Raw genomic sequence first — 13,757 nt, forward strand, 5'->3', positions numbered from 1 at the left:
ATACGTCGGTCCTCGCGCCCCTCAGACCGCGGTGAACACCAACGAGGCGTTCTGCCCACCGAACCCGAACGAGTTGTTCAGCGCCGCACGCATGGCCGCGGTCCGAGCCGTCCCCGCCACCACGTCCAGGTCGATCGCCGGGTCCTGGTGCTGCAGGTTCAGCGTCGGCGGCACGACCCCGGTCTCGAGTGCCCGGACCGTCAGGATCGCCTCGACTGCTCCCGCCGCACCGAACATGTGCCCGATGGCGCTCTTCGGCGCGGTGACGAGCGCACCGGTCCCGACAGCACGACCGATCGCCGCTGCCTCACCGACGTCCCCGACCGGGGTCCCGGTCGCGTGCGCGTTGACGTGGTCGATGTCCGCACCGGTGAGCCCGGCCATCCGGATCGCCGCCGTCATCGCGCGCTCCTGCTCGCTACCGTCCCCGAGCGGGGCGGTGATGTGGAACGCGTCCGACGTGATCCCCCACCCGGCGAGCGTCCCGTGCGACCGCTGTGCGCGGGCGGCGGCGTGCGAGGCTCGTTCCAGGACGACGAACCCGGCACCCTCGCCGAGCACGAACCCGCGGCGGTCGGCGTCGAACGGTCGCGACAACGTGGTGGGGTCGTCACCGTCGGGCTTCGCGAGGGCCTGGGACTGCGCGAACGAGGCCATGGTGACCGGGGTGACCGCCGCTTCGGTGCCGCCCGCGATGACGACGTCGGCCTCCCCCGTGACGATGAGCCGCGCGGCCGTCGCGATCGCCTCGGCACCGGACGCGCACGCCGAGACGGTCGTGTACGCACCGGCGCGGGCGCCGTACTCGATGCTGATCTGCGCCGCGGCCCCGTTGGCCATGAGCATCGGGACGGTCCGGGGCGACACCCGACGCGCGCCCGAGGCGCCGAGCACGTCGTGTGCATCGAGCAACGTCTCCACTCCCCCGATGCCGGTCCCGACGACGACGGCCAGGCGGTCGCCGTCCACCGCGGGCGCGCCGGCGTCGGCCCAGGCCTCGCCGGCGGCGACGAGCGCGAGCTGCTGGCTGCGGTCGAGTCGGTTCGCCCGGACGCGACCGAGTGCGGAATCGGCGTCGAGTGCTGCGTCGGCGCCGACCATGATCGGCACCCGTTCCCAGAGCTGCCCGTCGCGGTGCAGCTCGTGCACGCCGGAGCGTCCGGCGACCAGGGCGTCCCACAGCGGCGCGACGCCGTGACCGAACGGGGAGACCGCGCCGTAGCCGGTGATGGAGATGTCCACGAGTGCTCCTTCTTGTACGTTGAACAAGTTGAGTTGTACCACGTACAATTCAGAGATGGCAACCACCGACGGCGCCCGGACGACCCGCGGCGCAGCGACCCGGGCGAGGATCCTCGCCGCGACCGCCGGACTCCTCAGCGCAGGTGCAGCCGGTGGCGCGGGCGGAGCGAGCACCGCACGCGCCAGTGACGCGGGCGGAGCGAGCACCGCACGCCACGCCGTCACCGTCAGCGAGATCGCCCGTGCGGCCGGGGTCTACCCGAACCAGATCACGCACCACTACGGCTCGAAGGACCGCCTCGTCCTCGACGCCGCCTTCGCGCTCTTCCTCCGCGACACCACGCGCCTGCAGGCAGCCGGTCGGCGCGCCGGGTCCGCCGACGCGTTCCGTCAGGTGCTCGCACGCACCGCGCTCGCCATGCCGTCGACACTCCTCGTCGTGCGCGCGCTGGCCGCCGCCGGTGACGACGACGCCCAGCGCGAGCGCGTGCGACTCCTGCTCGCGGTCCTGTTCCGGCAGTCGGAGCGCTACCTCGAGCGCGTCGTCGCCGAGCACGGCTGGACGAGTCCGAGCGGTGTCGGCCGTGATGCCCGGACGTTCTGGAGCGCGGTGTTCGGCGCGACGCTCCTGGCCGACGCGGGCGTCACCGGCGGGCCGTCGGACCTCGACCTGGCCGGCACGGTGTCCATCCGCTGAGCGCGGGACGACGACCGGCGAGGGCTACTCGCCGAAGCCGCTCCGCACCAGCTCCACCAGTGCGTCGACCGCGATCTGCGCATCGGTCCCGCGCGCCTCGATCGACACGGTGGCACCCTTCGGCAGCGCCAACGCCATGATCGCCAGCAGGCTCTTCGCGTCCACGCCGTTCACGCGCACCGCTGCGTCGTACTTGGCTGCCGTCTTCACGAACTCCGCCGCGGGGCGGGCGTGCAGGCCGGTCTCGTTCACCAGTTCGACGCTCTCGGACGCGGCCACGTCGTCGACGCTGGCCGCCCCGTCACCCGGCCCCGTGCCTCCCGGCTGGTCACCGGACGGACGGGAGGCACTGCTCGCGTCGTCCGCGGACCCTGCGGCGGACGCCGCAGCAGCGAGCACTGCCTCGGCGTCACCACCCGTCTGGGCCGCGACGGCCGCGGCGACCGTGCCCTCGACGAGGGGAGCCTGCGAGACGTGCACGCGTGCACGGACGTCGTCGTCGAGGAAGTCGAGCGCCGTGTCGGTGGTCAGGTAGGCCGAACCGAGGTCGCACAGGACGACGACGGCGTCGGCGTCGCCGAGCTCCTCGATGCCGGCGGTGATCGCCTCGAACGACGTGCCGATGCCGCCGTCGTCGGTCCCGCCGGCCGCGACGAGCGGTACGTCGGCCGCCATCTGTCGGGCGAGTTCGACGGTGCCGGAGGCGATCGCGGCGCTGTGCGAGACGATCAGGATGCCGACGGTCACGCGGCGGAGCCCGTCGTCGCGTCCACCGCGGCGCGCAGGATGTACGCCGTCGACTGTGCACCCGGATCGCGGTGCCCGACGGCGCGTTCGCCGAGGTAGCTCGCACGCCCCTTGTGGGCGACGAGCGGTTCGGTGGCCTCGGCGCCCGAGGCGGCGGCGTCGGCCGCGGCGGCGAGCACCGCTGCCGGGTCGTCACCGGCGGCGGCGGCAGCGGTGGCGGCGTCGACCGCGGGGGTCCAGGCGTCCACCATCGTCTTGTCGCCGACGGCGGCCTTGCCGCGCGAGACCACGCCGTCGCGGGCTGCGGCGAGCACGGCGACGAGCGTGTCGGCGTCGAGCTCGGTCGCGTCGCCAGCAGCCTGGGCTGCCTTCAGGTACGCGGTGCCGAACAGCGGGCCGGCGGCGCCGCCGACGGTCGAGATGAGCTTCGTCGCGACCGTCTTGAGCACGGCGCCGGGCGTGTCGAAGGACCCGCCGTCGATGGCCTCGAGCACGGCGCGGAAACCGCGGTCGAGGTTCTCGCCGTGGTCCCCGTCACCGATCTCGCGGTCGAGTGTGACGAGTTCGGCCCGGTGTTCGTCGATCGTCGCAGCGGTGCGACGGACCCAGTCGATGGCCCATGCGGTGTCGAGCGCCAATGCGGTTCCCTTCGTGTTTCCGGCCCGGTGGGCTCGGTGTCGTGGTCGGTGGTCGAGCGGCCGTACTCGGCCGCTCAGCGGCCCCAGCGCAGTGCCGGGGTCTCCACCGGTGCGTCCCAGAGTGCCGTGAGCTCCTCGTCGAGCACCGTGACGGTGAGCGAGAACCCCTGCATCTCGAGGGACGTGACGTAGTCGCCGACCAAACTACGCGTGACGTCGTACCCGCGGTCCGTCAGCACCTCGGCGGCGCGGCGGTAGGCGATGTACAGCTCGGACAGCGGGGTGCCGCCCATGCCGTTGACGAGCAGGAGCAGCTTCGAGCCGGCCGGGGCGTCGAGGTCGGTCAGGATCGGTTCGAGCACACGGTCGACGAGCTGGTCGGCCGGTGCCATCGGGATGCGCTCGCGCCCGGGCTCGCCGTGGATGCCGATGCCGAGTTCGACCTCGTCGTCGGCGAGCGTGAAGGACGGCTCCCCCGCGTGCGGCACGGTGCCGGATGCCAGGGCCAGGCCCATCGACCGCGTGACGTCGTTGACGTGGCGGGCGACCGCGGCGACGGCGTCGAGGTCGTCACCGCGCTCGGCCGCGGCACCGGCGCACTTCTCGACGACCACGGTGCCGGCCACGCCGCGGCGACCGGCGGTGTAGAGCGAGTCCTGCACGGCGACGTCGTCGTCGACCACGACGGCCTCGACGCGGATGTCGTCCATCTCGGCGAGCTCGGCGGCGGTCTCGAAGTTCAGGACGTCGCCGGTGTAGTTCTTCACGATGTGCAGGACGCCCGCCCCGCCGTCGACGGCCTTGGTGGCCGCGACGATCGGGTCGGGGGTCGGACTCGTGAACACCGGGCCCGGGACGGCGGCGTCGAGCATGCCGTACCCGACGAAGCCCGCGTGCAGCGGCTCGTGTCCGCTGCCGCCGCCACTGACGATGCCGACCTTGCCGGCGACGGGTGCGTCGGCGCGGTGCAGGTGGATCGGGTCCTCGACCAGGACGACGTGTCCGGCGTGTGCCCGGGCGAATCCCCGGACGGTCTCGTCGACCACGGCTTGCGGGTCGTTGATGAGCTTCTTCATGCGCGTGCCTCCACGGGTACGGGGCCGAGCCGAGGCGAACTGCACACCGCCGTCGTCGACCGGAGTGCGCCCAATCTACATCCGACGCCCGGGCGCTCGTTCGTCCGGTCTGCACGTTCGTGCAGTGCGACGGGGACGCGTCACCGGCTCGCGATCCCCCGCAGCGCACGCCGGTTGCACGTTCGTGCACGATCCCGGACTTCCCTCAGGAATTCATCGCCGCGTCGTTCGCCGCGTCACTAGGCTCGGCCTCAATCACTCAACGGGGAGTGCGGCGCAGCACCACCGGACCCCCACCTCACGCACTGGAGGTCACCGATGGACGACATCGGCGTCAAGTTCCTGTCCGAGCTCGTCGGGACGGCGATGCTCATCATCCTGGGTGGCGGTGTCGTCGCCGCCGTCTCCCTCACGAAGTCGAAGGGCTTCGGGGCCGGCTTCCTCATGGTCACGATCGGTTGGGGCTTCGCGGTCTTCGCCGGCGTCCTCGTGTCCTACAAGTCGGGCGGCCAGCTCAACCCGGCCGTCAGCCTCGCCCAGGCCATCCTCGGCAACATCAGTGTCGGCACGATGCTCATCTACTGGCTCGCGCAGATGATCGGCGCGGTCATCGGTGCCGTCATCGTCTGGCTCGCCTACAAGCAGCACTTCGACGAGGAGCCCGACGCCGCTGCGAAGCTCGGCGTGTTCTCCACCGGCCCCGCGATCCGGTCGTACGGCTGGAACGTCGTGACCGAGATCATCGGCACCTTCGTGCTCGTCTTCGTCATCCTCGCGATGACGAACGGCAAGGCACCTGCCGAACTCGGCGCCGTCCCCGTCGCCTTCCTCGTGATCGCGATCGGTGTCAGCCTCGGTGGCCCGACCGGCTACGCCATCAACCCGGCCCGTGACCTCGGCCCGCGCATCGCCCACGCCTTCCTGCCCATCAAGGGCAAGGGCTCGAGCGATTGGTCGTACGCCTGGGTGCCGGTCGTCGGACCGCTCGTCGGCGGTGCACTCGCCGCCGTGCTGTCGCTCGCGCTGCTGCCCGTCGTCAGCTGAACCCACCCAACCCCGGGGTGAGCGGCCCGCGATCGCGGGCCGCTCACCGCACCGAACACCCGTAAGGAGCACCAATGGCCGACTACATCGTCGCCATCGACCAGGGCACGACCTCCACCCGAGCGATCGTCTTCGATCACTCCGGCTCGATCATCTCGACCGGGCAGAAGGAGCACGAGCAGATCTTCCCGCGCGCCGGGTGGGTCGAACACGACCCCGCCGAGATCTGGGACAACACCCGCGAGGTGATCGGTCAGGCGCTGTCGCGTGCCGACATCACGCGTCACGACGTCGCCGCCGTGGGCATCACCAACCAGCGCGAGACCGCCGTCGTCTGGGACAAGACCACCGGCAAGCCGATCTACAACGCGATCGTCTGGCAGGACACCCGCACGCAGTCGATCGTCGACAAGCTCGCCGACGGCGACACCGATCGCTACAAGGCCATCGTCGGCCTCCCGCTCGCGACGTACTTCGCCGGCACCAAGATCATGTGGATCCTCGAGAACGTCGAGGGTGCGCGTGAGAAGGCCGAGGCCGGGGACCTGCTCTTCGGCACCACCGACACCTGGGTCCTCTGGAACCTGACCGGTGGCGTCGACGGCGGCGTCCACAAGACCGACGTCACGAACGCGTCCCGCACGCTGTTCATGGACCTCGAGACGCTCCAGTGGCGCGACGACATCCTCGCCGACTTCGGTGTGCCGAAGTCGATGCTCCCCGAGATCGTCAGCTCCTCCGAGGTCTACGGCCACGTCGAGTCGTCCAACCTGCTCCGCGAGGTCCCGATCGCGGGCATCCTCGGCGACCAGCAGGCCGCGACCTTCGGCCAGGCGGCGTTCGACCAGGGCGAGTCGAAGAACACCTACGGCACCGGCAACTTCCTCATCTTCAACACCGGTACCGAGATCGTCCGCTCCGAGAACGGCCTGCTCACCACCGTCGGCTACAAGCTCGGCGACCAGGCGACGCACTACGCACTCGAGGGCTCGATCGCCGTGACGGGCTCGCTCATCCAGTGGCTCCGCGACAACCTCGGTCTCATCGGCAGTGCCCCGGAGGTCGAGGCGCTGGCCAAGACCGTCGAGGACAACGGCGGCGTGTACTTCGTGCCGGCGTTCTCCGGGCTGTTTGCGCCGTACTGGCGTCCGGACGCTCGCGGTGCCATCGTCGGCCTGACCCGCTACGTCAACAAGGGGCACATCGCACGTGCGGCCCTCGAGGCGACGGCGCTGCAGACCCGCGAGGTCCTCGACGCGGTGAACGCCGACTCGGGCGTGGACCTGACCGAGCTCAAGGTCGACGGCGGCATGACCGCCAACAACGAGCTCATGCAGTTCCAGGCCGACATCCTCAACGTGCCGGTGGTGCGTCCGGTCGTCGCCGAGACGACGGCGCTCGGCGCGGCCTACGCGGCCGGTCTCGCGGTGGGCTTCTGGGCCAACCTCGACGAGCTCCGTGCCAACTGGCAGGAGGACAAGCGCTGGGAGCCGCAGCTCGACGCTGCGGAGCGCGAGCGCACGCTCCGTCTCTGGAAGAAGGCCGTCACGAAGACCTTCGACTGGGTCGACGAGGACGTCCAGTAGCGACGCACGCGCACGCTGACCGCGTGCACTGAACGCACCGACGGGAGGCCCGGTGCCGGTTCCTGGAACCGGCACCGGGCCTCCCGTCAGTTGCGTCTACTCCGCGTCGGTCGCGGTCGGGACCGCGATCCAGTCCGCCAGCTTGCGGGTGCCAGCGCCGGAGTCGATCGCCTCGGCGGCCACCGCGAGTTGCTCGCGGAAGCGCTGCAGGATCGGTCGGTCGGACTCGGCCGGGTCCTGCGCCAGACGGAAGGAGACCAGCCCCGCCGCGGCGTTGAGCAGCACGATGTCGCGCACCGGGCCCGTCTCCCCCGACAGCACGCGGTGCACGACGGCTGCGTTGTGCTCGGGGTCGCCACCGAGCAGGTCCTCGGTGCGTGCACGTGCGATGCCGAGGTCGCGCGGGTCGAGGTCGTGCTCGATGATGCGCCCGCCGGTGACCTCCCAGATGTGGCTGTGGCCGGTGGTGGTGAGCTCGTCGAGGCCGTCGTCCCCGCGGAACACCAGGGCGGTCGCGCCGCGGGTCTGGAACACGCCCGTGATGATCGGCACGAGGTCGAGCTGCGCGACGCCGACCGCGTTCGCTTCGCACCGTGCGGGGTTGACGAGCGGCCCGAGGAAGTTGAACACCGTGGGCACGCCGATCTCGCGGCGGACCGGCCCGGCGTGCGCGAAGCCCGGATGGAACGCGTTGGCGAACGCGAAGGTCAGTCCGACACGCCGGAAGGTGTCCGCGACACGCGCGGCGTCCATCGTGAGATCGAGCCCGAGTGCGGCGAGCACGTCGCTCGAACCGGACTTCGACGAGCTCGCCTTGTTGCCGTGCTTCACGACGGGCACCCCGGCGGCGGCGATGACGATCGCCGCCATGGTCGAGACGTTCACGGTGCCGACGACGTCCCCACCCGTCCCGACGATGTCCAACGCCATCGGGTCGACGTCCAGCGGAACGGCGGCGTCGAGGATCGCGTCGCGGAACCCGACCACCTCGTCGACGGTCTCGCCCTTCGCACGGAGCGTCACGGCGAACGCGGCGATCTGTGCCTGGGTGGCGCGCCCGTGCACGATCTCCTCCATGGCCCATGTGGATTGCCTGATCGTCAGGTCCTCGCGCGCCATGAGCGCGCTGATCACTGCAGGCCAAGAGAGTGCGTCAGGCATGGCTCGATCGTAGTGAATTCGAGAGACCCGCCAGTCTCCTGCGAAAACACTGTCTGGGGTTTCGGCCATAATGGAGGACGTGACTAGCACCCCTCTCTCCAGATCCGCCAGCGGTCCGGCCCTGAACAGGCCGAACGCCGTTGCCGTGGGGACGATCGTGTGGCTGGGCAGCGAGGTCATGTTCTTCGCCGGCCTGTTCGCGATCTACTTCACGCTGCGCAGCACGTCCCCCGAGCTGTGGGCGGCCGAAACCTCCAAGCTCGAGGTGCCCTTCGCCTCGGTGAACACGATCATCCTGGTGCTGTCCAGCTTCGCGTGCCAGTTCGCCGTGTTCGCTGCAGAGCGCTTCCAGGTGCACCGCACGAGCTGGAACCCGCGCCACTGGGGCATGACGGAGTGGTTCTTCGTCACCTACGCGATGGGCGCGATCTTCGTCTGCGGCCAGATCTTCGAGTACGCCAATCTCTGGCACGAGGGCGTCACGCTCTCCTCCAGCGCCTACGGCTCGGCCTTCTACATGACGACCGGGTTCCACGGCCTCCACGTCACGGGTGGCCTCATCGCCTTCCTGCTGACGCTCGGTCGCGGCTTCGCCGCGAAGAACTTCGGTCACAAGGAAGCGACCACCGCCATCGTCGTGTCGTACTACTGGCACTTCGTCGACGTTGTGTGGATCTTCCTCTTCGCCGTCATCTACCTTCTCAAGTAGGAACTGGACACCCCCGAGCACATGTTCAACAGAACCAAGACCAAGAAGGGCCGCCGTTCACCGATGGCGACCGTCTCGCTCATCGTCGTCGGCCTCATGACCACCGGCGGTGCGTACGCGCTCTTCAGCTCCACGGCCAACGCCGACGACAGCACGAGCACCGTCGCGGCGACCAGCCAGTCGAAGGTGAACGAGGGCCAGAAGCTCTTCGCCTCGAACTGCGCGACCTGCCACGGCCTCTCCGCCCAGGGCACGAGCGAGGGTCCGTCCCTCATCGGTGTCGGCGCCGCCTCGGTCGACTTCCAGGTCGGCACCGGCCGTATGCCGATGGCCGCCCAGGGTCCGCAGGCCGAAGAGAAGCCCGCGCAGTTCACGGACGAGCAGGTCGACGCCCTCGCCGAGTACGTCGCCTCGCTGGGCCCCGGCCCGGCCGTCCCGTCCACCGAGCTCACCAACGGTGAGGACGGCGACGCGGCCGAGGGTGCCGAGCTCTTCCGCATCAACTGCGCCATGTGCCACAACGTGGCCGGCGCCGGCGGTGCCCTGACCGAGGGCAAGTACGCCCCGAACCTGTCGACGGTCTCCGGCAAGCACATCTACGAGGCGATGCAGACCGGCCCGCAGAACATGCCGGTCTTCAACGACCTGAACCTCACGCCGGAGCAGAAGGCCGACATCATCACGTACCTCAAGTACGTGCAGGACAACAAGTCGCCCGGCGGGTTCGCACTCGGCTCCCTGGGCCCGGTGGCCGAGGGTCTGTTCATCTGGATCTTCGGACTCGGCGCGGTCGTCGCGATGACCGTCTGGCTGACCGCGAAGTCCAACTGATCGTCCGTGTCGAACGACACTGAAGGGAACACCATGGCAGAGCACGACGACGAGACGCTGAACTCGTCCTCGGCTGTCGAGAAGCACGGCACGACCACCTCCCCCGGGATCGCGGTGCTGCCCACCGACCCGTTCGAGAACCCGGGTGAGCCGCCGCACCGCGCGCGCCGCACCGACGTCGACCCGAAGAAGCAGCGCCTGGCCGAGCGTCAGGTCGCGACCTTCTTCTACCTCTCGATCGTCGGCAGCGTCCTCTCGATCGCGGCCTACGTCGCGTTCCCGATCGACTCGAACGACTTCGGGACGGTCCGCACCGCGAACCTCTTCCTCGGCCTCTCGATCGCCCTCGCACTCATCGCGCTGGGCCTCGGCGCGGTCTACTGGTCGAAGTCGCTCGTCGTCGACCGCGAGATCACCGAGCTCCGCCACGGCACCCGCGGCACGGACGCGACGCGCGCCAAGGCCGTCGAGGCCTTCCAGCTGGCCGACAAGGAGTCCGGCTTCAGCCGTCGCAAGCTGATCCGCAACTCGATGATCGGTGCGCTGGCTGCGTTCCCGCTGCCGGGCATCGTCCTGGTCCGCGACCTCGCCCCGGCCGAAGACCCGAACGAGCTCCTGCGCCACACCTTCTGGAAGCAGGGCCTGCGCCTGACGAAGGACCCGACGGGTCTGCCGATCAAGGCCTCGGACGTGACCATCGGTTCGGTGTTCCACGTCATCCCGGACGGCATGCTCGACTCCGAGCACATGCTCGAGGAGAAGGCCAAGGCCTCCGTCCTCCTCATGCGTCTCGACCCGAAGGACCTCAACCCGTCCAAGGGCCACGAGAACTGGGGCTACGACGGCATCGTCGCGTACTCCAAGATCTGCACCCACGTCGGATGCCCGGTCGCGCTCTACGAGCAGCAGACGCACCACCTGCTGTGCCCGTGCCACCAGTCCACCTTCGATGTCTCGAACAACTGCGAGGTCATCTTCGGTCCGGCCGCACGCCCCCTCCCCCAACTTCCGATCGCGATCGACGACGACGGCTACCTGGTTGCCCAGAGCGACTTCCACGAGCCGGTCGGACCGTCCTTCTGGGAGCGTGAACGCTGATGACCAGCACCCCCACCACCACGGCACCGAGCAGCACGGCCAACAAGCCGGCTCCGGAGCGCGGATCCCGCATCATCGGCGGGGTCGCCAACTACATCGACGAGCGCACCAGCATCTCGGGGCTCGTCAAGGAAGTCGGCCGGAAGATCTTCCCGGACCACTGGAGCTTCATGCTCGGCGAGGTGGCGCTGTACAGCTTCGTCGTCGTCCTGCTCTCCGGCACGTTCCTGACGTTCTTCTTCCAGGCCTCCATGGCCGAGGTCGTCTACAACGGCACGTACGTCCCGCTCAAGGGCGTCGAGATGTCGACGGCGCTCCAGTCCACGCTGGACATCTCGTTCGACATCCGCGGTGGGCTCTTCGTCCGCCAGGTCCACCACTGGGCGGCCCTGCTGTTCGTGGCGTCGATCATGCTGCACATGGCCCGCGTGTTCTTCACCGGTGCCTTCCGCAAGCCGCGTGAGCTCAACTGGGTCTTCGGCTTCCTGCTCTGGGTCCTCGCCATGGGTGAGGGCTTCACCGGCTACTCGCTCCCCGACGACCTGCTCTCCGGAAACGGTCTGCGGATCATCGTCGGCATGATCGAGGGTGTCCCGGTGATCGGCGTCTGGATCGCCTACCTGCTCTTCGGTGGCGAGTTCCCGGGCACCGACATCGTCGGCCGCCTGTACACGCTGCACATCCTGCTGCTGCCGGCGATCCTCGTCGCGGTGCTCGGTGTCCACCTCGTGCTCGTCGTGATCAACAAGCACACCCAGTTCGCCGGCCCGGGCAAGACCAACGACAACGTCGTCGGTGTCCCGATCCTCCCGGCGTTCGCCGCCAAGGCCGGCGGGTTCTTCTTCATCGTCGCGGGCATCATCGCCCTCATCGCGTCGATGTTCACGATCAACCCGATCTGGAACTACGGCCCGTACGACCCCTCGCCGGTCTCCGCCGGTACCCAGCCCGACTGGTACATCGGCTTCGCCGACGGCGCACTGCGTCTGGTGCCGCCGCACTGGGAGGTCGTGTGGTTCGGCTACACGGTGTCGTTCAACATCCTGGCGCCCATCGCGGTCCTGGTGCTGCTCATCCTCGCGATCCTGCTGTACCCGTTCCTCGAGTCGTGGATCACCGGCGACAAGCGCGAGCACCACATCCTGGACCGTCCGCGCAACGCCCCGACCCGCACGGCGATCGGTGCCGCCGGCATCACGCTCTACGCCAGCCTCTGGGCTGCGGCGTCGTCGGACATCATCGCGACCCACTTCCTGGTGTCGATCGAACACGTGATCCACGTGATCCAGGCAACGACGGTCCTCGGCCCGTTCGTCGCCTTCTGGATCACGAAGCGCGTGTGCCTCGCACTCCAGAAGAAGGACCGCGAGATCGTCCTGCACGGCTACGAGTCCGGTCGCATCGTCCGACTCCCCCACGGTGAGTACATCGAGGTGCACGAGCAGCTCGACGAATACGAGCGCTGGAAGCTGCTGCAGTTCAACGAGTACAAGCCGCTCATGATCCGCCCGAACGCCAAGGGGCAGATCACCGTGGTCCAGAAGGCCCGTGCGAGCGTCTCCCGCTTCTTCTTCGAAGACCGCATCGAGCCGGTCTCGAAGGCCGAGCTCGAGGCAGCGCACGCCGCCCACCACGGCCCGGACCTCGAGGGCAGCCACCAGGCCCCGCAGGTCGAGGAAAAGCACTAAGCACGACGACAGGAACCCCCGCCACCACGTGGCGGGGGTTTCTTCGTGCGATGGGCGAAACGCCGCCCCCAGTTCACGGCTGGTTCACCGACACGTGCTGGACTCATCCAGGACGGTGTGGCAACGTGTTGCACCACGCATCCGCCAACGGAATGAGACCCCGATGGACAGCCGGACGGCCGAACACCCCAGGCCGAACCACTTCCTCCTCCACCTCAGCGACACCCACCTCGTCTCCGGCGACGGTGATCTGTACGGCGGGGTCGACTCCGCCGCACGGCTCACCGAGATCGTCGCGGACATCGAAGCATCAGGCACCCGGCCGGAAGCGATCGTCGTCACCGGCGACGTGGCCGACAAGGGCGAACCGGGTGCCTACGCCCGCGTCCGCGAGATCGTCGAGCCAGCTGCCCGCCGGATCGGTGCCCAGGTCATCTGGGCGATGGGCAACCACGACGAGCGCGGCGCGTTCCGTCAGGAGCTCTTCGGGTTGCACCCCACCGACCGTCCTGTCGACTTCGTCTACGACGTCAACGGTCTCCGGGTGATCACCCTCGACACGAGTGTCCCGGGCCACCACCACGGCGAGGTCTCCCCCGAGCAGCTCGACTGGCTGGCCGAGGTCCTGTCCGAGGCTGCGCCGCACGGCACCATCCTGGCGATGCACCACCCGCCCGTGCCGAGCGTGCAGGACCTGACCGTCCTCGTCGAGCTCCGCGACCAGCAGGCCCTGGCCGAGGTGCTGGAGGGCAGTGACGTCCTGTCCATCATCGCCGGCCACCTGCACTACTCGACCAGCGCGGTCTTCGCGGGCATCCCCGTGTCGGTCGCCAGTGCCACCTGCTACACGCAGGACCTCACCGAGTTCCAGGGCGGCACGCGTGGGCGGGACGGCGCGCAGTCGTTCAACCTGGTGCACGTCTACGGCCACAACGTCGTGCACTCGGTCGTCCCGATCGGGCACTACTCCACGGTCGGCGAACCGGTGTCGGCCGTCGAGACCGAGGCCCGACTCGCAGCGCACGGGGTCACGATCCCGCCCGCGGTCGAGCCGGCTCCGGTGACCTCGAGCATCCCGGTCTTCACGCTCGACTCGGTGCCGGTCTCCCCCGTCCACCGGTAGGTCGCCGCACTTCGTGAGCAGCAATGGTCGGGTCCGCAGTGCGGACCCGACCATTTGTGCTCACCATGTGCGGTGGGCGTGCGCCCACGGCGGACGGGAGGCGCGTGGCGGGGCCGC

The 13,757-nt window shown here is 69.4% G+C and carries 13 protein-coding genes; 8 read left to right on the top strand and 5 right to left on the bottom strand.

What is annotated here, in order from left to right:
* Nucleotides 1–21: 21 nt before the first annotated feature.
* The gene (locus tag GVL05_RS03610; protein WP_159571379.1) at nucleotides 22–1,242 is read right to left on the bottom strand and encodes a beta-ketoacyl synthase; all 1,221 of its coding nucleotides are present in this window, start codon (nucleotides 1,240–1,242) and stop codon (nucleotides 22–24) included.
* A 55-nt stretch (nucleotides 1,243–1,297) separates the two neighbouring features.
* Between GVL05_RS03610 and GVL05_RS03615 the strand changes: the two genes are divergently transcribed.
* Nucleotides 1,298–1,939 (top strand): TetR/AcrR family transcriptional regulator C-terminal domain-containing protein, encoded by a 642-nt coding sequence (locus GVL05_RS03615; RefSeq protein WP_159571382.1) that lies wholly within the window; start codon nucleotides 1,298–1,300, stop codon nucleotides 1,937–1,939.
* A 24-nt stretch (nucleotides 1,940–1,963) separates the two neighbouring features.
* Here the strand turns inward: GVL05_RS03615 and dhaM are convergent, their stop codons facing one another.
* From dhaM to dhaK, 3 genes are all read right to left on the bottom strand, one after another.
* Complete coding sequence (gene dhaM / locus GVL05_RS03620) at nucleotides 1,964–2,686, bottom strand: dihydroxyacetone kinase phosphoryl donor subunit DhaM (protein ID WP_159571385.1); 723 nt, start codon at nucleotides 2,684–2,686, stop codon at nucleotides 1,964–1,966.
* Nucleotides 2,683–3,324: a dihydroxyacetone kinase subunit DhaL gene (dhaL, locus tag GVL05_RS03625; RefSeq protein WP_159571388.1), complete on the bottom strand. Its 642-nt coding sequence runs from the start codon at nucleotides 3,322–3,324 to the stop codon at nucleotides 2,683–2,685. The genes dhaM and dhaL overlap by 4 nt, the downstream gene beginning before the upstream one ends.
* A gap of 74 nt (nucleotides 3,325–3,398) precedes the next feature.
* Entirely contained in the window at nucleotides 3,399–4,400 is a 1,002-nt protein-coding gene (dhaK, locus tag GVL05_RS03630; protein WP_131846800.1) for a dihydroxyacetone kinase subunit DhaK, read from the bottom strand.
* Between the two features lie 318 nt (nucleotides 4,401–4,718).
* Here dhaK and GVL05_RS03635 point away from each other — a divergent pair, with 318 nt between their 5' ends.
* Nucleotides 4,719–5,444, top strand: a complete 726-nt coding sequence (locus tag GVL05_RS03635; RefSeq protein ID WP_123294418.1) for an MIP/aquaporin family protein — start codon at nucleotides 4,719–4,721, stop codon at nucleotides 5,442–5,444.
* A gap of 74 nt (nucleotides 5,445–5,518) precedes the next feature.
* Entirely contained in the window at nucleotides 5,519–7,030 is a 1,512-nt protein-coding gene (gene glpK / locus GVL05_RS03640; protein WP_159571391.1) for a glycerol kinase GlpK, read from the top strand.
* A 96-nt stretch (nucleotides 7,031–7,126) separates the two neighbouring features.
* Here the strand turns inward: glpK and trpD are convergent, their stop codons facing one another.
* The gene (gene trpD / locus GVL05_RS03645; protein ID WP_133936619.1) at nucleotides 7,127–8,191 is read right to left on the bottom strand and encodes an anthranilate phosphoribosyltransferase; all 1,065 of its coding nucleotides are present in this window, start codon (nucleotides 8,189–8,191) and stop codon (nucleotides 7,127–7,129) included.
* A 70-nt stretch (nucleotides 8,192–8,261) separates the two neighbouring features.
* Between trpD and GVL05_RS03650 the strand changes: the two genes are divergently transcribed.
* The 5 genes from GVL05_RS03650 to GVL05_RS03670 all read left to right on the top strand — a co-directional run bounded on the left by GVL05_RS03650 (nucleotide 8,262) and on the right by GVL05_RS03670 (nucleotide 13,640).
* The gene (locus GVL05_RS03650) at nucleotides 8,262–8,900 is read left to right on the top strand and encodes a heme-copper oxidase subunit III (RefSeq protein WP_111084027.1); all 639 of its coding nucleotides are present in this window, start codon (nucleotides 8,262–8,264) and stop codon (nucleotides 8,898–8,900) included.
* Nucleotides 8,901–8,921: 21 nt separating this feature from the next.
* On the top strand, nucleotides 8,922–9,731 hold the full coding sequence (locus GVL05_RS03655; RefSeq protein ID WP_123294420.1) for a cytochrome c: 810 nt from the start codon (nucleotides 8,922–8,924) through the stop codon (nucleotides 9,729–9,731).
* A gap of 33 nt (nucleotides 9,732–9,764) precedes the next feature.
* Nucleotides 9,765–10,829, top strand: a complete 1,065-nt coding sequence (locus tag GVL05_RS03660; protein WP_111084029.1) for a ubiquinol-cytochrome c reductase iron-sulfur subunit — start codon at nucleotides 9,765–9,767, stop codon at nucleotides 10,827–10,829.
* On the top strand, nucleotides 10,829–12,517 hold the full coding sequence (locus GVL05_RS03665; protein ID WP_159571394.1) for a ubiquinol-cytochrome c reductase cytochrome b subunit: 1,689 nt from the start codon (nucleotides 10,829–10,831) through the stop codon (nucleotides 12,515–12,517). The genes GVL05_RS03660 and GVL05_RS03665 overlap by 1 nt, the downstream gene beginning before the upstream one ends.
* Before the next feature lie 163 nt (nucleotides 12,518–12,680).
* The gene (locus tag GVL05_RS03670; RefSeq protein WP_123938020.1) at nucleotides 12,681–13,640 is read left to right on the top strand and encodes a phosphodiesterase; all 960 of its coding nucleotides are present in this window, start codon (nucleotides 12,681–12,683) and stop codon (nucleotides 13,638–13,640) included.
* The last annotated feature ends 117 nt before the right edge of the window (nucleotides 13,641–13,757 follow it).

Origin of the sequence: Curtobacterium sp. 18060 (assembly GCF_902706105.1) — a bacterium.
Taxonomy (GTDB): Bacteria; Actinomycetota; Actinomycetes; order Actinomycetales; family Microbacteriaceae; genus Curtobacterium.